Annotated in this window: 17 protein-coding genes; 8 read left to right on the top strand and 9 right to left on the bottom strand. The window is 72.6% G+C overall.

The features are described 5' to 3' along the window. Positions 1–34: 34 nt before the first annotated feature. The 3 genes from ACFPGP_RS21870 to ACFPGP_RS21860 are packed head-to-tail and all read right to left on the bottom strand — an operon-like array spanning position 35 to position 4,607. Positions 35–2,812 (bottom strand): multicopper oxidase domain-containing protein, encoded by a 2,778-nt coding sequence (locus tag ACFPGP_RS21870; protein WP_378593401.1) that lies wholly within the window; start codon positions 2,810–2,812, stop codon positions 35–37. Beyond that, positions 2,809–3,978: a hypothetical protein gene (locus ACFPGP_RS21865; RefSeq protein ID WP_378593399.1), complete on the bottom strand. Its 1,170-nt coding sequence runs from the start codon at positions 3,976–3,978 to the stop codon at positions 2,809–2,811. The genes ACFPGP_RS21870 and ACFPGP_RS21865 overlap by 4 nt, the downstream gene beginning before the upstream one ends. Continuing rightward, complete coding sequence (locus ACFPGP_RS21860; RefSeq protein WP_378593397.1) at positions 3,975–4,607, bottom strand: helix-turn-helix transcriptional regulator; 633 nt, start codon at positions 4,605–4,607, stop codon at positions 3,975–3,977. The genes ACFPGP_RS21865 and ACFPGP_RS21860 overlap by 4 nt, the downstream gene beginning before the upstream one ends. A 135-nt stretch (positions 4,608–4,742) precedes the next feature. Between ACFPGP_RS21860 and ACFPGP_RS21855 the strand changes: the two genes are divergently transcribed. Then, positions 4,743–5,576: a DUF2249 domain-containing protein gene (locus tag ACFPGP_RS21855; protein WP_378593395.1), complete on the top strand. Its 834-nt coding sequence runs from the start codon at positions 4,743–4,745 to the stop codon at positions 5,574–5,576. Between the two features lie 135 nt (positions 5,577–5,711). Here ACFPGP_RS21855 and ACFPGP_RS21850 read toward each other — a convergent pair whose 3' ends face one another. Both ACFPGP_RS21850 and ACFPGP_RS21845 read right to left on the bottom strand, forming a co-directional pair. Beyond that, positions 5,712–6,383, bottom strand: coding sequence for a GNAT family N-acetyltransferase (locus tag ACFPGP_RS21850; protein ID WP_378593393.1), 672 nt, complete (start codon positions 6,381–6,383; stop codon positions 5,712–5,714). Positions 6,384–6,437: 54 nt separating this feature from the next. After that, complete coding sequence (locus ACFPGP_RS21845; RefSeq protein ID WP_378593391.1) at positions 6,438–7,355, bottom strand: homocysteine S-methyltransferase family protein; 918 nt, start codon at positions 7,353–7,355, stop codon at positions 6,438–6,440. A 70-nt stretch (positions 7,356–7,425) separates the two neighbouring features. On the opposite strand from ACFPGP_RS21845, the gene ACFPGP_RS21840 reads away from it, so the two are divergent. Both ACFPGP_RS21840 and ACFPGP_RS21835 read left to right on the top strand, forming a co-directional pair. After that, positions 7,426–8,079 carry a TetR/AcrR family transcriptional regulator gene (locus ACFPGP_RS21840; RefSeq protein WP_378593389.1) on the top strand — a complete coding sequence of 218 codons (654 nt, stop codon included), beginning with the start codon at positions 7,426–7,428 and terminating at the stop codon, positions 8,077–8,079. 453 nt (positions 8,080–8,532) lie between these two features. Beyond that, on the top strand, positions 8,533–9,129 hold the full coding sequence (locus ACFPGP_RS21835; protein ID WP_378593387.1) for a hypothetical protein: 597 nt from the start codon (positions 8,533–8,535) through the stop codon (positions 9,127–9,129). Positions 9,130–9,202: 73 nt separating this feature from the next. On the opposite strand, the gene ACFPGP_RS21830 is transcribed toward ACFPGP_RS21835, so the two are convergent. Beyond that, entirely contained in the window at positions 9,203–10,093 is an 891-nt protein-coding gene (locus ACFPGP_RS21830; protein ID WP_378593385.1) for a hypothetical protein, read from the bottom strand. Positions 10,094–10,232: 139 nt separating this feature from the next. Between ACFPGP_RS21830 and ACFPGP_RS21825 the strand changes: the two genes are divergently transcribed. Next, the gene (locus ACFPGP_RS21825) at positions 10,233–11,885 is read left to right on the top strand and encodes an amidohydrolase (RefSeq protein ID WP_378593383.1); all 1,653 of its coding nucleotides are present in this window, start codon (positions 10,233–10,235) and stop codon (positions 11,883–11,885) included. Positions 11,886–11,901: 16 nt separating this feature from the next. Here ACFPGP_RS21825 and ACFPGP_RS21820 read toward each other — a convergent pair whose 3' ends face one another. Continuing rightward, positions 11,902–12,114 carry a hypothetical protein gene (locus ACFPGP_RS21820; RefSeq protein WP_378593381.1) on the bottom strand — a complete coding sequence of 71 codons (213 nt, stop codon included), beginning with the start codon at positions 12,112–12,114 and terminating at the stop codon, positions 11,902–11,904. 382 nt (positions 12,115–12,496) lie between these two features. Here ACFPGP_RS21820 and arcD point away from each other — a divergent pair, with 382 nt between their 5' ends. From arcD to arcC, 4 genes are read left to right on the top strand one after another with little or no spacing between them, the layout of a single operon-like run. Then, complete coding sequence (gene arcD / locus ACFPGP_RS21815; RefSeq protein WP_378593379.1) at positions 12,497–13,972, top strand: arginine-ornithine antiporter; 1,476 nt, start codon at positions 12,497–12,499, stop codon at positions 13,970–13,972. Then, positions 13,969–15,231: an arginine deiminase gene (locus tag ACFPGP_RS21810; protein ID WP_378593377.1), complete on the top strand. Its 1,263-nt coding sequence runs from the start codon at positions 13,969–13,971 to the stop codon at positions 15,229–15,231. Before arcD ends, ACFPGP_RS21810 begins: the two co-directional genes overlap by 4 nt. Positions 15,232–15,250: 19 nt before the next feature. Beyond that, the gene (locus tag ACFPGP_RS21805) at positions 15,251–16,255 is read left to right on the top strand and encodes an ornithine carbamoyltransferase (protein ID WP_378593375.1); all 1,005 of its coding nucleotides are present in this window, start codon (positions 15,251–15,253) and stop codon (positions 16,253–16,255) included. Between the two features lie 13 nt (positions 16,256–16,268). After that, positions 16,269–17,192, top strand: coding sequence for a carbamate kinase (gene arcC, locus ACFPGP_RS21800; RefSeq protein ID WP_378593373.1), 924 nt, complete (start codon positions 16,269–16,271; stop codon positions 17,190–17,192). 67 nt (positions 17,193–17,259) lie between these two features. On the opposite strand, the gene ACFPGP_RS21795 is transcribed toward arcC, so the two are convergent. Next, entirely contained in the window at positions 17,260–19,566 is a 2,307-nt protein-coding gene (locus ACFPGP_RS21795; RefSeq protein ID WP_378593371.1) for a putative Ig domain-containing protein, read from the bottom strand. 159 nt (positions 19,567–19,725) lie between these two features. Next, positions 19,726–21,171, bottom strand: a complete 1,446-nt coding sequence (locus ACFPGP_RS21790; protein WP_378593369.1) for an aminopeptidase P family protein — start codon at positions 21,169–21,171, stop codon at positions 19,726–19,728. Positions 21,172–21,186: the final 15 nt, after the last annotated feature.

Below are 21,186 nucleotides of genomic sequence, written 5' to 3'. Positions count from 1 at the left end.
TCGGGCTCCAGGTGTCCGGACGTCTCCGCCCGCGTCAGCGCCCGGCGCGGGCTCCCGCGGCGGCCCGTCGCGCTCCACCGGAGATCTGGAACAGGCCATGGGCTCCCCGCTCGGCGTCGACCATCACGTGCGACACGAACGGGTAGGAGCCGGGCTGGGGGAACGTCAGCTCGACGAACCCGCCCTGCGCGGCGCCGAGGCTGAGCGCCTGCGCGCCGCCTCGACCATCGCTCCGGCGGTCGAGGAGGTAGGCGCCCTCGGACCACACCGTGTCGAACTGCCCGCCCACGACGTGGAAGGAGGTGGCGCGGTTCGGTCCTGCGTCGAGGACCCAGACCCGGACCCGTTCCCCGACCTGTGCGGGCAGCGGCTGATGGTCGTACTGGTTGGCGTACCCGTTGAACACCACCGCGTCCGGAGTCCCGGCCACGAGCTCGTCGACGTCGACGGTGCCACCCGGTGCGCCGAGGTACAGCTCGGACTGCACCAGCACGTAGCTGCGGTCCACCCGGGGGAGGCCGCGTGGCTCGATGACCACGGCGCCGAACAGGCCGTTGGCGATGTGGGCCGACATCGGCATCGTCGAGCAGTGGTACATCCAGATACCGGCGCGGGTGGCCCGGAACCGGTAGACCAGCGACTCGCCGGGCTCGATGGTGCGCATCGGGCGCTGCGGCGCGAGTGCGCCGGCGTGGAAGTCGATCGAGTGCCCGATGGTGCCGTCGTTGACCAGCGTGACCACGAACCGGTCGCCGACCCGTCCGTGCAGCACCGGCCCGGGGGCACTGCCGTTGTAGGTCCACAGCTCCTGGGTGACGCCGGGGGCGACCTCCTGGACCTCGTCGCTGACGGTGAGCGTCTGCCGGTGCACCCGGACCCGCTCCAAGCGTGGGAGAACGGCGTCGCGGGCGTGGAAGCCGGGGGGAGGGGCCGCGAGGAAGTCGAGGTCGTCGGCGGTGTCGCCGGACACCGCCGTGCCGCTCGTGCCCATGTCCGTGCCCGCCATCCCCGACGTGTCGTCTCCGGCCGGCCCGTGGGTGTGCCCCGCGTGGGTGTCGGCCGTGGTCGTCGCGCCCGTGTCGCCGGTGACGTCGACGTGGAGCACCATGCCCATCTGCCGGTGACCGACGACCGTGCACCAGCCCTCGAGGTCGCGGCCGACGACGCCGACGTCGAGCCGCGCGGTGGCGCCGCCGGCGAGCCGGCCGGTGGTGTCCCCGCTGTCGAGCGCCAGGTCGTGCACGTCGTCGTCGGCGTTCCTCAGCACGATCACCAGGCGGTTCCCGGCCGGCACATCGATCGTGGAGGGCGTGAACCGCATGTCCGAGGCCACCACCTCGACCGTCGTGGTCTGCCCGGTGGCCGTGACGCCGGCCGCGGCAGAGGCCCCAAAGGAGAGCGCGGTCGGGTCCACGGCGACCCCTGCGGCGACGGCGAGCACGACGGTCGCCAGCCCGGCGGCGGCCAGTCCGGTACCCCGGGCCCGAGCCGCAGCGGCGCAGGCCCCCGGGTCGGAGGGCTGCGCGCCCGCGGTCGACCGGTCGGCGGCAGTGATCCGCCTCGCGGCCCGCGAGGCCCGGATCGCCAGCACGAGCAGGGGGAGGGTGGCAGCCAGGGAGGCGAGGGCCAGCGTCGAGGCGAGGACGCGCACGGCGCTCGGGACGGGCAGGGCGCAGATCAGCAGCGAGGCGTTGGTGACCACGACCCGCAGGGGCGCGGCGCGGTCGAGCACGGCGTTGGCGGCCCGCACCGGGGTGGCACCGCCGCCGAGCGAGACCGGCACCAGGTGGCAGAGCGCCCCGAGCAGCACCTGGGCAGCGAACCCGACGGCAAGGAAGGGCACCAGCCATCCCAGCCAGGTTCCGGCCTGGACCCTGGAGCTGCTCGTGGCCAGACCCGCGGCCAGCGCGACCAGGCACCCGGCGAACCAGCAGGCCCCCGCGGCCAGCGACCACGCCGCGTAGGAGCGGGGTGGCCGGTTGCGCAGGGGCGGGACGAGGCTGCGCCCGACCAGGGCCAGCCCGGCGAGGTAGCCGGCCAGTCCGACTGCCGTCAGTCGGGGCTGCCCGACGAAGGCGGACCCGGCGGTCGCCGCCACCGATGCCACCAGTACCGGCAGGGCGTGCGCAGCCGCGCGTTCGGCGTCGGAAGCCATCCGGGTGCGCAGCACCGTCGGCCACAACGTCACGAGGGTGCCGACCACGGTCAGTCCGACCCATCCGAGGAGGTTCACGGTCACGTGGGCCACGAGGGTGCGCGTGTGCCAGGGCTCGGCGAGGTCGTGGGCCAGGGCCACGCCCAGTGCCGCACCGACGGGCAGGAAGCAGGCGGCGGCGACGTAGTAGCGCACGACGCCCTCGAATCGCGACGGCAGGCAGGTGTGGAGAGCCCGCCAGAGCGTGGCGCCGTGCCAGGTCACCGCGGTCGCGACCGCGGCCGCACCGACGACGGTGACCGGCCAGGTCGAGGTGAGGACACCGGTGATGACGCCCACGGCGCCGAGGTTGTGCAGCAGGAGCCGCCTCGACTGCGGCGCGCGCGGCGCGGCCGGCAGGTGCAGCAACGTCTCGGTGAAGTGACGGCTCCACACGAGGATCGCGTGGGTGGTCGCCCCGAGCAGGAGCAGGTGCAGCAGCAGCCAGCGGGGCGACGGCACCCACGGGTGGACCAGGGTCAGCGCCAACGCGGCGGCCAGCCAGAGGACGACCGGCAGGTCGCGCAGCGGCCAGAAGCCACGGTCCGACGTGGAGCGGGACGCGTCGTCGTCGGCGGTGCCGGCTCGCCGTCCCCGACCGGGAGCCCGTGTGCTCACCGGGTCCTCCCGGCGCGTGCCGTCGACCGTGTGGCGGACCAGGCTGCGACGGTCACGAACGAGACGAGGGCGACGATGTTGAGGACCCCTCCGACGACCCAGGCTCCGTGGCTGCCGAGGGCGTCGCCGGCCCACAGCCGCAGCGCCAGCGAGGCGTTGAGCAGGACGACCGGTCCGTAGAAGGCGGGGCGGTAGGGAAGCGGCCGGCGCACGACCGCCGGGAGGATCACCGGCGCGTGCGCCATCACCATCGACATGGCGAAGCCCAGGAAGCTGGCGTGCACCACCGCGTCGTAGCGGACCCCGGCGTCGGCGGGACCCCCGACGAGCCAGGTGGCACCGGCCACCGCCAGCCACGCGTACCCCGCGAGGAGACAGCACGCCGCGTAGCGCGGCAGGCCCGTGCCGCGGACGGTACGGCGCGCCACGTCGTGGAACGCCAGCCACCCTGTCAGCACCAGCAGGGCAAGACCCAGCAGCACCGTCCCGACGGCAGGCCACAGCAACGAGGCGGTGACGGCCGCGAGCAGCGCCGAGGCGAGCAGCACCAGAACCCCTCCGGCCCCGACGCCCAGGCCGATCCGCGCGAGCTCGAGCCGCTCACCGGCGATGGTGAGGACCACGAATCCCACCAGCCACGGCAACAGCGCGGCAACCGGTACGTCGGCCAGCCACAGCAGGGACGCCCCGACCGCCAGCACCGCGCCCAGGGCCTGGACGAGCACGGCGTCATCGCGCTGGCGACGCCACAGGGGCAGGTAGGTGGCGGTCAGGGCGCCCGTGCCCGCCACGAGTACGGCGCGGCCGAGGCCCAGCGGTGCGGGAGACAGCAGCAGGATCGCGCCCACGCCCAGCAGTGCCGGTGCGGCATAGCCCGCGCGTCGGCCGAGCGCGACCGCACGCTCGAGCGCGATGAGCGTGCCCAGGAAGCCGAGGACCATCAGCATCCCGTGCACCTCGGGCAGACGTTCAGCGTCCACCGGAGCCGGCAGGCCGAGGAGCAGCAGCGCCGCGTCGAGCCCGCTGAGGAGCGCGAGTCCAGCGGGCAGCAGCAGTGCCGTCCGCCATCTCGTCGCCCCGGCGTTCTGGGGGTCCCGGGTCTGCTCGTCGTCCTGGGTGTCCCGGGCGACCGGGCGGGCGTGTGTCGCGGGCGCCGGTGCGCTCATGAGCGGCTCGTCGTGAGGTGGAGCCGGCACGCGCCGGGCTCGGCGAAGGGCAGGAGGCGCGCGCCGGCGGGCTCGGCGCCGTACTCCTCGAGGGCGGCCTGGGTGAGACCGAGGTGGACCGCGCAGACGACGTCGGGATAGTGGTACGCCGCCTCGAGCAGCGGGCAGCGTGTCAGCCGGACCGACGTGGCGCGGGAGTCGGCCTCGGGAGCGAAGCCGAGGTCGTCGAGCATCGCCACGACCTCTCGACGGCCTGCGGCCGCCGTCGCTGCCGGGGAGGCGCCGCGCTGCCCCGCCAGGTCGACGCCCCAGCTCCACCCGGCGGCGAGCGCGTCCTCGCGAGGGGTGCTGCTGCGGTCGTGGATCGTGCGGGCGAGGGCCGCGGCGAGCCCGGCGTACTCGGAGACGGCGGTGGGCTCGGCCTCGGACGCCCGGTACAGCCAGGCGGGTCTGCCCCGACCTGACGGCTCGGCGCGGGAGCGCGTGACCAGTCCGATGTCGACGAGTGCGTCGAGGTGCTCGCGCACCGTGTTCTCGTGCAGGCCCGCTGCCGTGGCCAGCGCGCCGAGAGTCGTCGGCTCGGCCTGTGACCGCAGCATCTCGAGCAGTGCAGCGCGTGATCGCGACATCGAGGTGCGACCGGCGGGGTGGGCCGGAGTCGGGCCGAAACCCCTCGCACGTGCCCGGCGCACTGCCTCATTATTTTCCACGGACTAGAGTGTACTAAAATACCGGAGAGAGACGAAGCCCGAGGAGGACCCACCATGACCGACGTCGTGATCGCACCCAACGAGGCAGACGCCCGGGCCGCGGAGGCGGTCGAGCAGCATCACGCACAGATGAGCGGCACCCTCTCGGCGCAGGTGGAGGCGCTGGTCTCGGCCGTGGCCCGAGGTGACGCCGCGGGGTCCGAGCAGGCGCGGGGACTGCTGCTGACCTGGTGCCGGGACGAGCTCGTGCCGCACGCCCTGGCCGAGGAGGACGCGATGTACCCCCCGGCCCGGGCCACGCTCGACGGCAGGCTCCTGGTGGACGGCATGCTCGCCGAGCACCGGGTGATCACCGGCCTGGTCGAACAGCTCTCGGACGATGCGACGCGCGGTGCTCGAGCGGTCGCCGTGGCGGCGGCCCTGCGCGCGGTGTTCGAGGTGCACCTGGCCAAGGAGAACGACCTGGTCCTCCCGCTGCTGCTCAGCACGCCGGGCGTGTCGGTCGCGGATCTCCTGGGTGGCATGCACGAGCTCCTCGGCGGCCACGACCGCGAGGCCCACGCGGACGACGCGGACGCGGCGGCCACTGCCGCCGCGGCTGAGGGGACAGGGTGCGGGAGCGGCCACGCCTGCTCGTGCGGCGAGCAGGACGCCGAGGGGTACCCGGAGCTGGATGCGCGCGGCATCCCGCACGCCATCCGTCATGCGACGATCATCGGCGCTCTCGACACGGTCCGGCCGGGTAGCGGCCTCGTCCTGCTCGCGCCCCACGACCCCGTCCCCCTGCTCGCCCAGGTCGGCGAGCGCTGGCCCGACCGCTTCCGCGTCGACTACCTCGAGCGCGGTCCGCAGGTCTGGCGACTGGTCCTCGTGCGGGGCGAGGTCTGACCCCGCGGACCGCGCCACGACCACCCGACCGCTGCGCAAGGCGACTCCGGAGCTCCTTCTCGTCCTGACCATGCAGCGTCCTGCCCCGGGCGGCGCTCGGCAGACGCCGAGTCGCCGCCCCGGGTGAGCCTCTCGTCACCGCGGGTCACGCCACATCTGCCACAGAGGTGGCGAGTCGTCGGCGAACAGCTCGCCGGTGACCTGGAAGCCGTGGCGTTCGTAGAGTGCGCGGTTCCGTTCGCTGGTGGCTTCGAGGTAGGCGGGCAGGCCCTGCTCGTCCGCCGCGTCGAGTCGTGTCTGCAGCAGGCGCCCGCCCCACCCCTGGCCCTGGTCCGTGGTGCGGACGCCGGCGAACCAGAGGTAGAGGTGCGGATCGTGGGGATGGCGTGCCTCCATCACGCTGCCCAGTGCCTCGAGGCGACCCGGCGTCACGCCGCCGATGTGGGCGGTGGCCGCACCGACCCGGTCTGACTGGTCCTCGGAGAGAGGTGCCACTCCCGGGGGGACCCACAGCGCGGCGCCTGCAGCGCCTTCGACGCAGTAGGACTCCCGATGCGTGAGGAGGGCGTCGACGACGACCCGGAACCACGGGGCGAGCAGTCGGTCTCGTTGGTGTGGGTCCGGCATGCACCACGCGAAGACCGGGTCGTCGCGGAACGCGTCGGCCAGGGTCCGGCTCAGCGCGTCCGCGTCCGCGGTCGTGGCCCGGCGCACGCCGGGCGCCGGTGCTGCGCCCGGCCGGTCGGTGGTCGGTGGTGTGTCGGTGGTCGGGGTGCCGACGATGGTGGTGGTGGTGTCGTTCCTCATGTCCTGCTCGTTCTCCTTGTCGTGCTGCTCGGGACCGCGGTTGCGGAAGGGTGGTCAGACTCCCCAGAGGGCGGCGATGTGGCGTGCGTCGGTACCGCAACAACCACCGATGACGCTCAGGCCGGGGAGTCGCTCGCGCAGGTCGTCGTACGACGTGGCGAGCAGGGCGAGATCACCGGTGTCCAGCTCGTCCGCATCGTCGAGCTCGGCGTGGCTGAGGGTGGACGCGTTCGGGTTGACCTGGACGATGCGACCCAGCCACTCGCCCGCCTCGAGTGCCGGCGCGATGTGGGTCGGGTGGGCGCAGTTGACGACGAATCCGTCCGGTGGCTCCTGGGCCTCGACCAGGGCCACCGCGTCCTGGAGCGACGTTCCGTCCGGCAGTCGGCCGTCGGTCTCGACGGTGAAGCCCACCAGCACCGGGACGCCGGCGCGCCGCGCGGCACGCGCGATCCCCAGCCCCTCGTGCGCGCTGGTGATCGTGTAGGCCGCGACCACGTCGGCGCCCGCGGCGGCGAACGCCTCCACCTGGAGGCGGTGGTAGTCCGCCGCCTCATCGGGGTCGGCCTCCCCGCTCGCGGCGTACCCGTCGCCGCGCGGACCGATCGCCCCGATGATCCGGACGTCGACGAGGTCGGCGTACGAGTCACGCAGCCCCTCGAGGAGCTCGACGGCGGCACGGTTCGCCTTGTCCAGCGCGGCGTGGTCGTAGCCCAGCCGGGCGCCCCAGTCGGGATTGGCGCGCCAGGTCGGCGTCTCCAGGGTGAGGCCGACGCCGGCCCTGCGGGCGACCGCCGCGTAGCCGTCGTAGTAGTCGCGCAGGAGTGCTCGCCCGCGGTCGCTCTCGACAAGCGGGAACGAGGCGAACTCCGGGAGGTCGACGCCGCGGTTGAAGATCAGGTCGGTCTCCAGGCCGCCGTCGCTGACGTAGCGACCCGTGTCGAGCCAGGACGTGTTCGGGGTGGTGCTCATGTGTTCCTCCTCTGAAACAGACTGATTGGTCTGTTTGTAACAGACCGCTCGGTCTGGTAGCAAGGGAGTTATGCCGAAGGACGGGACCATCAACCGCGAGCGGATCCTCGACGCGGCCCAGCACCTGGTGATCGAGAACGGCTTCGCTGCCACCTCGGTGGACCAGGTGCTGAGGGCTGCGGGGACCTCCAAGGGCGCGTTCTTCCACCACTTCGGCTCCAAGGTCGACCTCGCGCGGGCCCTCACGGAGCGCTACGTCACCGCCGACATCGGCCAGCTGCAGGCGGCGCTCGACGCCACCGCCCGGGTCAGCGATCCCGCGGACCGGGTCGTGGCCTTCGTCCGGCACTTCGAGGACTCGGCCGAGGAGGTCATGTCCGCGCAGAGCAACTGCCTCTACGTCGCCGTGCTCACCGAGCAGCAGCTGGTCTCCAACGGCACCGCTGACCTCATCCGCCACGCCATCGAGGTCTGGCGCACGGCCATCGCCGAGCTCCTCTCGGCAGCGGCGACGTCGCGCGACCTCGACCTGGGAGACGTCGAGGCCCTCGCCGACCACGTGTTCGTGACCTTCGAGGGGGCGTTCCTGCTGTGCCGCTCCACCGGATCACCGGAACACATGCGGGCCCAGCTCCGGGTCCTGCGCCGGTTGCTGACCGCCGCACTCTCGGCCGAACCCGTGGGACGTGAGGCCAGCGAATCTGCGGGTCGGGAGGTCGGCTGATGGTGCCCGTGCTGGTGTTCTTCGCGACCGCAGTCCTCGTCGGGTGTCTGATTCGTGTGATCGTCGGGCTTGCGGTCGCCGGACTGGCACATGCGGTCGTCACTGCCGACTAGCGCGGACTCGAGCCGACGTCCTGTCGCGACGGAAGCCGGAGCGGGACGTGCGAGACGCCCGGCGTCGTGGGCACGGGGCACCTCCTGGTCCTGCTCCCAGTCCACGCCGAGGGCTGCCGGTGGACCAGTGGCTTGGTTCATCGGGACCCGGGACCCCGGCCCGACGGTCGCAAGGCCCGAGCTCCGGCGGGCCGCAGGTCCTGACTTGCGGGGGCGCAGGTCCTGACCTGCGCGGCAGCCATTCCCTCCGGACCCGGACACCGGGATGGTTGAAACCGCAAGCAGCGCCGCGCGAGACACCACCGTGATCCAGGGCTGCTGGCTAGTGAAGAAGGCCACCATGAACCGCAAGACCCTCGACTACCTGCTCGCCAGTGCGGGCCTTGTCGTCGCCGTCGTCCTCCTGGCCGCCGGCGGCCTGATGACCTGGGCGCACGTCTACGTCGCCGACCAGGTGCACGACCAGCTCGCCATCCAGGCGATCACGATGCCCGAGAAGGACGCCCTCGAGACCGCCGACCAGCACGCGGCCCTCGACCAGTACGCCGGCGAGCAGATGCTCACCGGTGACCAGGCCCAGGCGTACGCGGACTACTACATCCTCGTGCACATGAACGAGGCCAGCGGCAACCGCACCTACGAGGACGTGTCCGGTGAGTACATCGGCATGCTGCAGGACGAGAACGCCGACCCCGACAAGCTCGCCGAGCTCGGCCAGCTGCGCCAGACGCTCTTCATGGGCAACACCCTGCGCGGCCTGCTGCTCGACGCCTACGCCTTCTCGGTGATGGGCACCATCGCGCTCTACGCCGCGATCGTGTCGTTCATCGGCGCGGCCCTGATGATCGTGCTCTCGGTGCTGGGCTTCGCCCACGCCAAGCGGGTCCACACCGAGGGGCCGGCGGTGGCCACCCCCGAGCCCGTTCCGGCTGCCTGACCCGCACCACCGGCCCGACCCACACGACGCCCCCGGGAGATCCCCGGGGGCGTCGTCGCGGGCGCGGCCGACCTCAGCCGATGCAGCTCGACCCGGCGGCCGCGCCGCTGCACAGGAGCAGGGTGTCCAGGTCGATGCGCGGGTGCCCCGGCGTCGCCCGGTTGACCACCCGCAACGTGTGCGTGCCGCTCATGTAGATCCCCTGCCAGACGACGACGCGGTGCTGGGTGGTGTCCGCATGGGTGTCGACGGTCGCCTTCTTCACGCCGTCCACGAACACGTCGGCCTTGCCACGGTCGGCGGCCTTCTCCATCACCAGCGCGACCGGTCCCGACCCGGTGAAGGTCAGGCGGGCGCTGGCGCCCTGGGCCGTCGTGTTGTGCGTGGTGCCCCCGGAGAAACCGGGGAAGTGGCCGACCCGCCAGCTCCCGCGGTAGGTGATCGCAGGGTCCGTGTCCTCGCGGGTGCCCAGCTCGCTGAGGGCGATGTTGCTCGTCGCGGTGTTCCCGGCGCAGTCGGTGACGCGCACCAGGAAGCGGTCGGGCACCCGGCCCCAGTTGGCGGCGTTGAGGTTGGGCACCAAGGCCCGCCGCGCCGTCGGAGGCACCGAGAAGGTGTCGACGGCGCCCCCGAGCACGGGGTCGTCGTCGCTGCCGAGGTACTCGTAGCTCTGCCAGGTGACCGTCTGGCCGCAGATGCCCGACGGGTCGCTCGCCTGCCAGGTCAGGACGTGGTCGAGCTGCCAGTACTCGAGCGCCTGCGGGTCGTCCTCGTAGTACGCCGTGAAGACCTGGGCCCCGACGAGTGGTCGGGCGTACGGCGCCAGCAGCACCGTGGGTGGCGTGGTGTCGGCCCGTCGGTCCCCGGCGGAGCCGTTGGCCGCCGGTACGCCGACCAGCAGGGCCAGCCCGACGACCGCGAGCGCCGCCGCGGCGACCCCGGTGCGCGCGTGTGTGTGCAACATGTCCTCCCCCGTCCCTCCGGACCCCGGGTCCGGTTTCCTGCCACGATGGCACTCGCGACCCCGTCCGGTCATCGTCCATGTGCATGACCGGTGCCACGACCGGCGCACGGGCGTCACGAGGAGCAGAGGGAGCAACGACGTGCCAGATACACCGACCCCCGGCCCGGGCACCGCCCTGGTGAACGCCCGGCTCTTCACCGCCGGCCAGGAGTCCTCGGTGGCCGGCGCCGTGGCCGTCCGTGACGGGCGGATCGTGGCGGTCGGCACCGACGACGAGGCCCGGGCGGCCGCCGGCCCCGGCTCCGAGGTCGTGGACGTCGGGGGAGGGCTGGTGCTGCCCGGGTTCCAGGACGCGCACGTCCACCCGGTGATGGCCGGGCTCGACATGATCCGCTGCGACCTGCACGGCACGACGTCCGCAGACGAGTGCCTCGCCCGGGTCGCGGCGTACGCGCTCGTCAACCCGGGGCAGGAGTGGATCCTCGGCGGTGGCTGGTCGATGGAGCACTTCCCCGGGGGAACGCCCACCCGGCAGGCGCTCGACGCCGTGGTCTCCGACCGCCCGGTCGTGCTCACCAACCGCGACGGCCACGGCGCATGGGCCAACTCGGTCGCGCTGCGGCTGGCCGGGATCGGGGTCGGTACGCCGGACCCACCCGACGGCCGGATCGAGCGCGAGGAGGGCGGTCACCCCAGCGGAGCGCTGCACGAGGGAGCGATGGACATCGCCCTGCGCCACGCCCCGCCGGCTGGTGCGCACGAGGGACGCGCGGCCCTGCTCGCGGCGCAGGCCGAGCTCTTCACGCTGGGCATCACCGGGTGGCAGGACGCCGCGGTCGGCGCGATGTGGGGGATGCCCGACCTGCTCGAGACCTACCTCGACGCGGCGGTCTCGGGCGAGCTGGTCGCCCGTGTCGTCGGGGCCCTGTGGTGGGAGCGCGACCAGGGCGCCGAGCAGGTGGAGACCCTGGTCGAGCGGCGTGCCCACGCGACCGCCGGGCGCTTCCGCCCGATCGCGGTGAAGATCATGCAGGACGGCGTCGCCGAGAACTACACGGCCGGGATGACGGAGCCCTACCTCGACGGGTGCGGCTGCGCGACCGGCAACAGCGGGCTCTCCTTCGTCGACCCCGAGGCCCTGCGCGGGCACGTCACCCGGCTCGACGCCGAGGGGTTCTCGGTGCACTTCCATGCGCTCGGAGACCGCGCCGTCCGCGAGGCGCTCGACGCGGTCGAGGCGGCGCGGGCGGCCAACGGTCCGTCGTCCAACCGGCACCACCTGGCCCACCTGCAGGTCGTGCACCCCGACGACCTGCCCCGCTTCGCGGCGCTCGACGCGTCGGCGAACATCCAGCCGCTCTGGGCCTGCCACGAGCCGCAGATGGACGAGCTGACGATCCCCTTCATCGGCGAGCGTCGCGCCGCGTGGCAGTACCCGTTCGGCTCGCTGGCCGCTGCCGGGGCCCGACTGGTCGCCGGCAGCGACTGGTCGGTCAGCAGCGCCGACCCGCTCGAGGGCATCCACGTCGCCGTGAACCGCCGGGCACCGGGCAGCGCCGCTCCCGCGTTCTTCCCCGAGAACGCGCTGACGCTCGCGCAGGCGGTCACCGCCTACACGGCGGCCGCGGCGTACGTGAACCACCAGGACGACGTGACCGGCGCGCTGCGCCCCGGCTTCCACGCCGACCTCGCGGTGCTCGACCGCGACGTGTTCACAGCGCCGCCGGAGGAGATCTGCGAGGCGCGGGTCGTGCGCACCTACGTCGGCGGCGAGCTCGTGCACCACGCCTGAGGCGGCCCCGCACGCGCTAGGGGCAGAACGCCGTCAGCATGCCCTCCCGCTCGTCGCCCGTGCCGGGCACGCCGTCGGGGCCGAGCCAGATGGCGAAGCCGATCTCCGCCGAGACGTACGACGGGGCGCGCCCGGGCAGCGTGACCACGGCGTGCTGCGGAAGTGCGCCGGGCGGGGCCTCGCCCGTCCAGCAGCCGTGCTCGAAGGCGAGCACCTCCGCCGGCGTCACCGGCCTCTGCTCGCGGTCAGGCCCTCCACCCGGGAAGTGCGGGCCGAAAGGTGCCCAGCCACCAGATCGCAACGAGGAGGAGGACCATCCCAATCGCGTGCGAGGTCAACCGGTGGACGAAGAGGGCCGAGAAGGTGCGCGCGTACCACCGGGGCGGGTTGTCCGCGCCGGGCAGGGTCCACTGCTCCCACTCGCGCGAGGCGCGCAAGGCGGGTTTCTCGGGCACGGTCCCACGCTCCCGTGACCCCACCGGTCCGGACCACCGTCGAAGGTCCTCCCGGCCGGGCGACCTTCGACCCTGTCCAGACGGATCGCCGAGGAGAACCGTCGGGACCACAGCAGGACCTCTCCTGCCGTCGGAACGACGAAGGAGGTCAGGCACATGACGACCCATGCGCCCGCACCCACTCCCCGCGCCACCCCACCGGTGAAGACCCACCGGACTGCGGCCGGGCTCGCACTACCCGCCCTCACCGCCCTGGTGGTGGGCTCCATGATCGGGAGCGGCATCTTCGCCCTCCCCTCCCAGATGGCAGGGAGCGCGGCCCCGGGACCGCTCCTCATCGGCTGGCTGATCACCGGCGTCGGCATGCTGATGCTGGCGTTCGTCTTCCAGGGGCTCGCCCAGCGCAAGCCCGACGTGGACGGCGGTGTGTACGGCTACGCCCGTGCCGGGTTCGGTGACTACATCGGCTTCACCTCGGCCTGGGGGTACTGGATCAGCGCCGCGGTCGGCAACGTCGCCTACCTCGTCCTGCTGTTCGCCACGCTCAACTACTGGTTCGAGGGCACCTTCACCGACGGCACGACCACGATGGCCATCGTCGGAGCCTCGGTCCTGCTCTGGCTGGTGCACTTCCTGACCATCAGCGGCGTCAAGAACGCCGCGTTCGCCAACGTCGTCGTCACGATCGCCAAGGTCGTCCCGATCGTCACCTTCATCGCCATCGCGGCGGTCGGCTTCAGCTCCGGCCTCTTCACCCAGGACTTCTGGGGCGACAGCGCCGGCCTCGGCACGACGATGGACCAGGTCAAGAACATGATGCTGGTGACCGTCTGGGTGTTCATCGGCGTCGAGGGCGCGAGCGTCTACTCCAAGCGCGCTGCCCAGCGCAAGGACGTCGGCCGCGCGACCGTGTTGGGCTTCGTGGTCGTGCTCGCGCTGCTGCTCGCGGTCAACCTGCTGTCCTACGGACTGATGGCGCAGGCGAAGATCGCCGGGCTCGCCGACCCGTCGCTGGCCGGTGTGCTTGAGCACGAGGTCGGCAGCTGGGGCGCGGGCTTCATCTCCGCCGGACTGGTGATCTCCCTGCTCGGCGCACTCATCGCCTGGGTGCTGCTCGCCGTCGAGATCCTGCGCCTGCCCGCGATGGAGGGCGTCCTGCCCCAGGGCCTCGGCAAGGACAACGCGCACGGCGCTCCCGCCAACGCGCTGTGGATGACCAACCTGGTCACCCAGGCCCTGCTGCTCTGGACCCTCAAGGACTCGAGCACCTACCTGGACCTGATCTACCTCGCGACCTCGCTGATCCTGCTGCCGTACCTCTGGTCGGCGGCCTACCAGGTCAAGCTCGGCCTGACCGGTGAGGCGTACGCCGACGGCCACGGCCGCTGGCGCGACCTGGTCGTGGGCGCGATCGCCCTCGGGTACTCCGTGTGGCTGGTCTACGCCGGCGGCTGGGAGTACGTGCTCGTCGCCGCGCTGTTCTACCTGATCGGCACGGCGCTCTTCGTCTGGGCCCGGACGACTGACAAGAAGCAGCTGTTCACCAACGTGGAGAAGGTCCTCGTCGCAGTCGTCACCGCCGGCGCGGTGGCCGCGGTGATCGGTCTGGCCCAGGGCTGGGTCTCGGTATGACCGGGGTGACCCCCACCTCACGCGTCGGAGTCTGGTCGGAAGCCGGCCGACTCCGACGGGTGATGGTCTGCTCCCCGGGGCTCGCGCACCTGCGCCTCACCCCGGACAACTGCGACGACCTGCTCTACGACGACGTGATGTGGGTCAGCCAGGCCAAGCGCGACCACTTCGACTTCTCCACGAAGATGCGTGATCGCGGGGTCGAGGTGCTCGAGATGCTCGACCTGCTGACCGACGTCGTCCGCATGCCGCAGGGGCGCGCCTGGATCCTCGACCGCCGGATCACCGAGGCCCAGGTCGGAGCCGGCCTGGTCGAGCCGATCCGGGCCTGGCTCGACGAGATGCCGGCGGAGACGCTGGCCGAGCACCTGATCGGGGGACTCACGTTCGACGAGGTCCCCGACGACGCCGGCGGGCCGTTCCTCGCGGCACTCGGGCGCCAGGAGGAGTACCCGTTCCTGCTGCAGCCCCTGCCGAACACCCAGTTCACGCGCGACATCAGCGCGTGGGTGTTCCAGGGTGTGACCCTGAACCCGATGTTCTGGCCGGCGCGGCGGCAGGAGACGCTGCTCACCGCGGCGATCTACCGGTTCCACCCGGCGATCGCGGGCGAGGACTTCCCGGTCTGGTTCGGGGATCTCGAGCAGCACCCGATCGACTACGGGGCCGCCACGCTCGAGGGTGGCGACGTGATGCCGGTCGGTCACGGCACCGTGGTGGTCGGCCTCGGCGAGCGCAGCTCGCAGCAGGCTGCCACCCAGCTGGCCCGGTCGCTGTTCAAGGCCGACGCCGCCGAGCGGGTGGTCCTGGCGTGCATGCCGCGCTCGCGGGCCGCGATGCACCTCGACACGGTGTTCACCTTCTGCGACCGCGACCTGGTGACGTCGTTCGCGCCCGTGGTCGACCGGATCACCACCCTGGTGCTCCACCGCGACGACTCGGCCCCGCAGGGCATGGCCGTCCGCCGGGACGACCGCGCGTTCACGGACGTCCTCGGTGAGGCACTGGGCATCGAGCTGCGGGTGGTGCCGACCGGCGGTGACCGCTGGGGGGCCAGCCGCGAGCAGTGGGACGACGGCAACAACGTCCTGGCCCTCGAGCCCGGCGTCGTCGTCGGCTACGACCGCAACACCAACACCAACACGCTGCTGCGCAAGGCCGGCGTCGAGGTCATCACCATCGACGCGAGCGAGCTCGGCCGCGGCCGCGGTGGTGGCCGCTGCATGAGCTGCCCGATCCTGCGCGACCCCGTCGACTGAGTCCGGAAAGAGAGACACCATGCGCACCCCGCTCCGTGGCCGGCACCTGCTGAGCCTCGCCCACCACACCCCCGAGGAGATCCGCTACCTCGTGGACCTCTCGCGCGACCTCAAGCGCGCCAAGTACGCCGGCACCGAGCAGCAGCTGCTGCGCGGGCGCAACATCGCGCTGATCTTCGAGAAGACCTCGACCCGCACCCGCTGCGCGTTCGAGGTCGCGGCCTACGACCAGGGCGCCCACGTGACCTTCCTCGACCCCTCGTCGTCCCAGATCGGGCACAAGGAGTCGATCAAGGACACCGCCCGGGTCCTCGGCAGGATGTACGACGCGATCGAGTACCGCGGCTCCTCCCAGGAGCTCGTCGAGACGCTCGCGGCGTACGCCGGCGTGCCCGTCCTCAACGGGCTGACCGACGACTACCACCCCACGCAGATGCTGGCCGACGTGCTCACCATGACCGAGCACACCACCAAGCCGTGGCACGAGATCGCGTTCGCCTACGTCGGCGACGGCCGCAACAACGTGGCCAACTCGCTGCTCATGGTGGGCGCCAAGCTCGGCATGGACGTCCGCATCGGCGCGCCCCGCGACCTGTGGCCCGACGACGCCCTGGTCAAGCGGTGCGAGGAGTTCGCCGCCGAGTCCGGTGCGCGGGTGACCGTCACCGACGACCCGCAGGCCGCCGTGGTCGGTGTCGACTACGTGCACACCGACGTCTGGGTCTCGATGGGCGAGCCGGTCGAGAGCTGGGACCAGCGGGTCGAGAAGTGCCTGCCCTACCAGGTGAACGCCGAGCTGCTGCGGGCCACGGGCAACCCGGGCGTGCGCTTCCTGCACTGCCTGCCGTCGCTGCACAACACCGAGACCGCGCTGGGCACCAAGGTGGCCGCGCGCTTCCCGCACCTCGCGGGTGGCATCGAGGTGACCGAGGAGGTCTTCGAGTCCTCGGCGAACCTCGCGTTCGACCAGGCCGAGAACCGCATGCACACGATCAAGGCGGCGCTGGTCGCCGCCCTGGCGTGACGGGAGGAGTGAGATGCGCATCGTGATCGCGCTCGGGGGCAACGCCCTCCTGCGCCGGGGAGAGCCGCTGACCGCGGAGAACCAGCGTTCGAACGTCCGCACGGCCGCCCGCTCAATCTCCACGGTGGTGCCGGGGAACGAGGTCGTCGTCGCCCACGGCAACGGGCCCCAGGTGGGGCTGCTCGCCCTCCAGGCCCAGGCCTACCAGGCGGTGCGCCCCTACCCGCTCGACGTGCTCGGCGCGCAGACCGAGGCGATGATCGGCTACGTCATCGAGCAGGAGCTCGGCAACCTGCTGCCCAAGGACCAGCGCCTCGCCACCCTGCTGACGATGATCGAGGTCGACCCGCACGACCCGGCGTTCGACGACCCGACCAAGTTCATCGGACCGGTCTACCTCCGTGAGGAGGCGGAGCGTCTCGCCGCGGAGCTGGGCTGGACGGTGAAGCCGGACGGCGGTGCGTGGCGGCGCGTGGTCGCCTCCCCCCGGCCCCGGCGGATCTTCGAGATCGAGCCGATCCGGTGGCTGCTCGAGCAGGGCGTGATCGTGGTCTGCGCGGGCGGGGGCGGCATCCCGACGGTGCTCGACGAGGAAGGCATCCTGCACGGCGTCGAGGCCGTGATCGACAAGGACCTCGCCTCGGCACTGCTGGCCGAGGAGCTCGGCGCCGACCTGCTGGTGATCGCCACCGACGTCGACGGCGTCTACCTCGACCACGGCACCCCCCAGGCGCGCCGCCTCGGCACGGTCTCGCCGGCCGAGCTGGCCCGCCACGACTTCGCCTCGGGCTCGATGGGGCCCAAGGTGGAGGCCGCCTGCGGGTTCGTCGAGCGCACCGGCCACCAGGCGGTGATCGGCTCGCTCGAGGACATCGAGGCGATCGTCGCCGGCACGGCCGGGACGCGGGTCACGCCTGCCGCCGCCATGGTCGGCTGAGCACCGGGTCGTGTGCCCGGGACCACCCTCCAGGGTGGTCACGGGCACACGACCCTCACCCGTCGGTCTACTTCACCGCGATCTTGAAGGTCCGCGACACCGTCGTCCCGTTCCCGTCGACGACCTTCAGGGTGAACGACCACGTGCCCCTCTTGGTCGGCTGCCCCGAGATGGTCGCGGAGCGCCCGGCCACCGAGCCCAGGTTGAGGCCCGGCGGGAGCGTGCCCGACGTCAGCGACCACAGGAAGGCGGCCTGGCCCCCGGTCACCGAGACCGTCGTGGAGTAGGACTTGCGCGTGCTGGCGTTGGGCAGCGTGCTCGAGGTGGCGAACACCAGGGGAGCCGGCGCGACGTCCACGCTGACGACCGCGGTGTCCTGCATGCCGGCGCTGTCCACGGCCACCCCGAACGCGTAGCTGCCGGGGTTGGTCGGCGTGCCGGAGAGCACGCCCGCGGAGGACAGGGTCAGGCCGCCCGGCAGGCTGCCGGAGGTCACCGACCACGCGTAGGTGCCGTCGCCGCCGAGCGCGGTGAGCTGACGGCTGAGGGTGTTGGCGACCTGGGCGTCGCTGACGACCTGGTCGGGCACGTCGACCGGGGCGACGGGAGCCGGGTCGACCACGACCGCCACGGTCACCTGCGCAGTGGCGCCGGCGGCGTCGGTGACGGTGACCGTGACGTTGCTGGTGCCCGCGGTGGTCGGCGTCCCGCTGAGGGTGCCGGTGCCGGGGTCGACCCCGAGGCCGCCGGGCAGGCCGCTCGCGCTCCAGGTGTACGGCGCGACGCCGCCCGTGGCGCTCACGGGCGTGGCCGACCACGCGGTGCCGACGACGGCGTGCGCCGGGTCGGACCCGGTCGCCGCGAGCGGGTCGGTGGCCGTGACGGTGCCCGTGGCGACCTGGACCTGGTAGTTGCCGAGCGAGCCGTAGTCGGAGTACTTGCCGGCCACGAGGGGGTCTCCGGTCCCGACACCGTCGACGAGCACGGTGTACGTCGCGCCGCCCGCGGGCAGCGTGCCGCTCCAGCTCGCGCCGAGACCGGAGGCCTGGGAGGACGTGACGCGGGCCGACGCGGGGTCCACCACGGCGACCGTGGCGCCCGTCGCGTCGAGCACCGTCAGCTGCACGTCGAGGTCGGGCAGCCCCGCCGCCGGGTTGACCGTCACCGAGGTCGCGCCCGCGCCGGTGAACCGGAAGGCGTCGACGTCGGCACGCGTCGTGATCACGCCGTCGACCGTCGGGCTGGCCCCGGTCATCAGGGTTGCCGCACCCGTGGTGTCGCCGTGGTCATCGGCACGCAGCGGCGCGCCGGTCGCGATGATCGCGAGGTCGTCCTGGGTGGTGCTGGCCCCGGAGTACTCGCCCGCCGAGAACTGCGAGACCGGCTGGGAGTAGGCGACGCCCATGATCGGGGCCCAGGGCGAGGCGCCGGCGTAGTAGCTGGTGGTCGCGGTCGCGTCGTGCGACAGGCCGAAGTTGTGCCCGATCTCGTGCGAGGCGGCCTCGCCCATGTTCTTGCCGGTCTTGCCGGTGCCGGCCGAGAACACCCAGGCCGGCTGGTAGTAGAGGTGGCTCGAGCCGGAGTGGTTGAAGACGTTGACGTAGGCGATGCCGCCGCAGCCGCAGCTGGTGTAGATCGGACCGCCGTTCGTGATCACGGCCCGCGCGCCGTACTGCAGGTCCGACGACGAGGTGCGGTCGAGCGCGGCGGTGCCCGGGTCGGCGAGCACGACGTTCACGTCGAAGGGCGCGTAGTCCTCCGCCACGACCTGCCAGGCCTTCTGGATCTCGAGCAGCTCGGCGTCGCTGAAGCTGGTGTCGACCGGGTCGCTGCTCGAGTAGGGCTCGGCGGTGATGGTGCTGCCGTAGGAGCCGTTCCAGGCCGTGCCGGTGAAGGTGCCGCCCTTGAAGTCGAGCCAGATGGTCCGGTTGGCGCCGGGACGCGACTGCAGCGTGAAGGTGTCGGTCAGCGGCACCAGCGCGGTCGCGGCGGCGGTCGCCTGCGGCCCCGAGACGGTCGCGGTCGCGGCCTGCTTCTCGGCGCGGCTGGCCGCCGGGTCGACGTAGAACGCCTTGCCGCAGGTGTCGAGCCACAGGGTGCGGTCACTGCGGGCGGCAGCCGCGAGCACCGCGCCACGGCTGCCGTTGCTCTCCATGGCCGTGCGGAAGCGCTTCGGCATGGTGGTCCGGGCGATGCCGGCGACCACGGGCTCGTCGAAGACGGGCTTGACGCACCCCCCCTGGTGGCCGGGGTGGCCGTCCGGCCGGGCCGCCTCCGCGGGGCTGCCGGCCACCGCCGGCAGCACGGCCGCGAGGGCCAGGGTGAGCAGGGTGGTCAGCAGCGCCGACGGGCGTGGCGTGCGGCTTCCGGTCATCGCAGGGGTCCCTCACTGTCGGTCTCGCCCTCAGGGTGACCGAGAGGGCGACCGATTCTTGAGGAAATCTTGAAAATTGGGACTCAGGTCCTGACCACCCCCGGGCAGGTGGCCCAGTGCGGTGCCCAGTGCGGTGCCCAGTGCGGTGCCCAGTGCGGCTCAGCGGCGGGTGCGCGCCATCCAGTCCTCGAGGTCCGCGGCGGTGCGCGGGAGCGAGGCCGAGAGGTTGCGGTGGCCGTCGGCGGTGACCAGCACGTCGTCCTCGATCCGGATGCCGATGCCGCGCAGCTCCTCGGGCACCAGCAGGTCGTCCTGCTGGAAGTAGAGCCCCGGCTCGACGGTCAGGCACATGCCCTCGGCGAGGGTGCCCTGGGTGTAGGCCTCGTCGGAGGCTCGCCCGCAGTCGTGCACGTCCATCCCGAGCATGTGGCTGACGCCGTGGAGGGTCCAGCGCGAGTAGACCTTGCTGTCGGGGGAGAGCGCCTCGTCGACCGAGACCGGCAGCAGGCCCATCCGGTCGAGACCCTGCGCGAGCACCACCATCGCGGCGTCGTGCGGGTCGCGGAACTTCACGCCCGGTCGCACCACCGCGAGCGCGGCCTCCTGCGAGGCGAGCACGAGGTCGTACAGCTCGCGCTGGAGGTCGGTGAACCGGCCGTCGACCGGCAGCGTGCGGGTGACGTCGGCGGTGTAGAGGTGGTGGCCCTCGACGCCCATGTCGAGCAGGACCAGCTCGCCCGGGGTGATCGGGCCGGAGTTGTCGATCCAGTGCAGCGTGGTCGCGTGGTGGCCGCCGGCCACGATCGAGTCGTAGCCGATGTCGTTGCCCATCGCCCGGGCACGGCGGAAGAACGTGCCCTCGAGCCAGCGCTCGCCGTGGCGGACGCAGTCGTCCCACTCGCGCACGCAGTCCTCGAAGCCGAGGGTGGTGATGTCGCAGGCCTCCTGGAGCTGCTCCACCTCCCACTCGTCCTTGATCAGCCGCATCTCGGAGACCACGCGCGCGAGCTCCTCGTCGCGCGAGTCGTCGCCGGCGACCAGCCCGTCGACGTACGACGAGACCCCGCGGTGCACGCGCGTCTTGCCGCCGCCCTCCAGGGCCGCCGGCAGGTCGTCGACGTGGCGCACGGTCACGCCGAGCGAGGCCTCCATCTCGCCGACCGAGGGGCGCCGGCCGGCCCACAGCTCGCCGTACTGGCGGTCGCGGAAGAACTCGTCGGTCTCGCGCGAGGAGCGCGGGCGCGCGTAGAGCACGGCCTCGCCGTCCTCGACCACGAGCACCGCGTCGCTGGTCTGGTTGCCGCTGAAGTAGGTGTGCGCGGTGTCGGAGCGGAAGCGGTAGTCGGTGTCGTTCGAGCGGACCTTGAACGACCCGGCCGGCAGCACCAGCCGCTCGCCGGGGAACACCTCGGCCAGCCGCGCCCGGCGGGCGGCGGCCCACGGGGTGATGGAGCTGGGCGGCAGGTCGAGCTCGCGGTCGCCCCAGCCCTGGCGCATGAAGCTGCTCCACGCCTCGGGGACCTTGGGGTCGTGGGACTCCGTCTTCGGCCCGTTCGTCGGGTGGGTCTTCGGCCCGGTCGCCTCGGGCGTCGTCTGCTTGCTCACCCGGCCACTCTACGA

The sequence above is a fragment of the Nocardioides taihuensis genome, assembly GCF_042657275.1.
In the GTDB taxonomy this organism is placed as follows: Bacteria; Actinomycetota; Actinomycetes; order Propionibacteriales; family Nocardioidaceae; genus Nocardioides; species Nocardioides taihuensis.
This window is presented reverse-complemented; position numbering and strand designations above follow the sequence as displayed.

Excerpts from the sequence above, each read along its gene's own strand:
- ACFPGP_RS21865 (WP_378593399.1), bottom strand. The coding sequence starts at position 3,978 with ATGAGCGCACCGGCGCCCGCGACACACGCCCGCCCGGTCGCCCGGGAC.
- ACFPGP_RS21860 (WP_378593397.1), bottom strand. The coding sequence starts at position 4,607 with ATGTCGCGATCACGCGCTGCACTGCTCGAGATGCTGCGGTCACAGGCC.
- ACFPGP_RS21855 (WP_378593395.1), top strand. The coding sequence starts at position 4,743 with ATGACCGACGTCGTGATCGCACCCAACGAGGCAGACGCCCGGGCCGCG.
- ACFPGP_RS21850 (WP_378593393.1), bottom strand. The coding sequence starts at position 6,383 with ATGAGGAACGACACCACCACCACCATCGTCGGCACCCCGACCACCGAC.
- ACFPGP_RS21845 (WP_378593391.1), bottom strand. The coding sequence starts at position 7,355 with ATGAGCACCACCCCGAACACGTCCTGGCTCGACACGGGTCGCTACGTC.
- ACFPGP_RS21840 (WP_378593389.1), top strand. The coding sequence starts at position 7,426 with ATGCCGAAGGACGGGACCATCAACCGCGAGCGGATCCTCGACGCGGCC.
- ACFPGP_RS21835 (WP_378593387.1), top strand. The coding sequence starts at position 8,533 with ATGAACCGCAAGACCCTCGACTACCTGCTCGCCAGTGCGGGCCTTGTC.
- ACFPGP_RS21830 (WP_378593385.1), bottom strand. The coding sequence starts at position 10,093 with ATGTTGCACACACACGCGCGCACCGGGGTCGCCGCGGCGGCGCTCGCG.
- arcD (WP_378593379.1), top strand. The coding sequence starts at position 12,497 with ATGACGACCCATGCGCCCGCACCCACTCCCCGCGCCACCCCACCGGTG.
- ACFPGP_RS21810 (WP_378593377.1), top strand. The coding sequence starts at position 13,969 with ATGACCGGGGTGACCCCCACCTCACGCGTCGGAGTCTGGTCGGAAGCC.
- ACFPGP_RS21805 (WP_378593375.1), top strand. The coding sequence starts at position 15,251 with ATGCGCACCCCGCTCCGTGGCCGGCACCTGCTGAGCCTCGCCCACCAC.
- arcC (WP_378593373.1), top strand. The coding sequence starts at position 16,269 with ATGCGCATCGTGATCGCGCTCGGGGGCAACGCCCTCCTGCGCCGGGGA.
- ACFPGP_RS21795 (WP_378593371.1), bottom strand. The coding sequence starts at position 19,566 with ATGACCGGAAGCCGCACGCCACGCCCGTCGGCGCTGCTGACCACCCTG.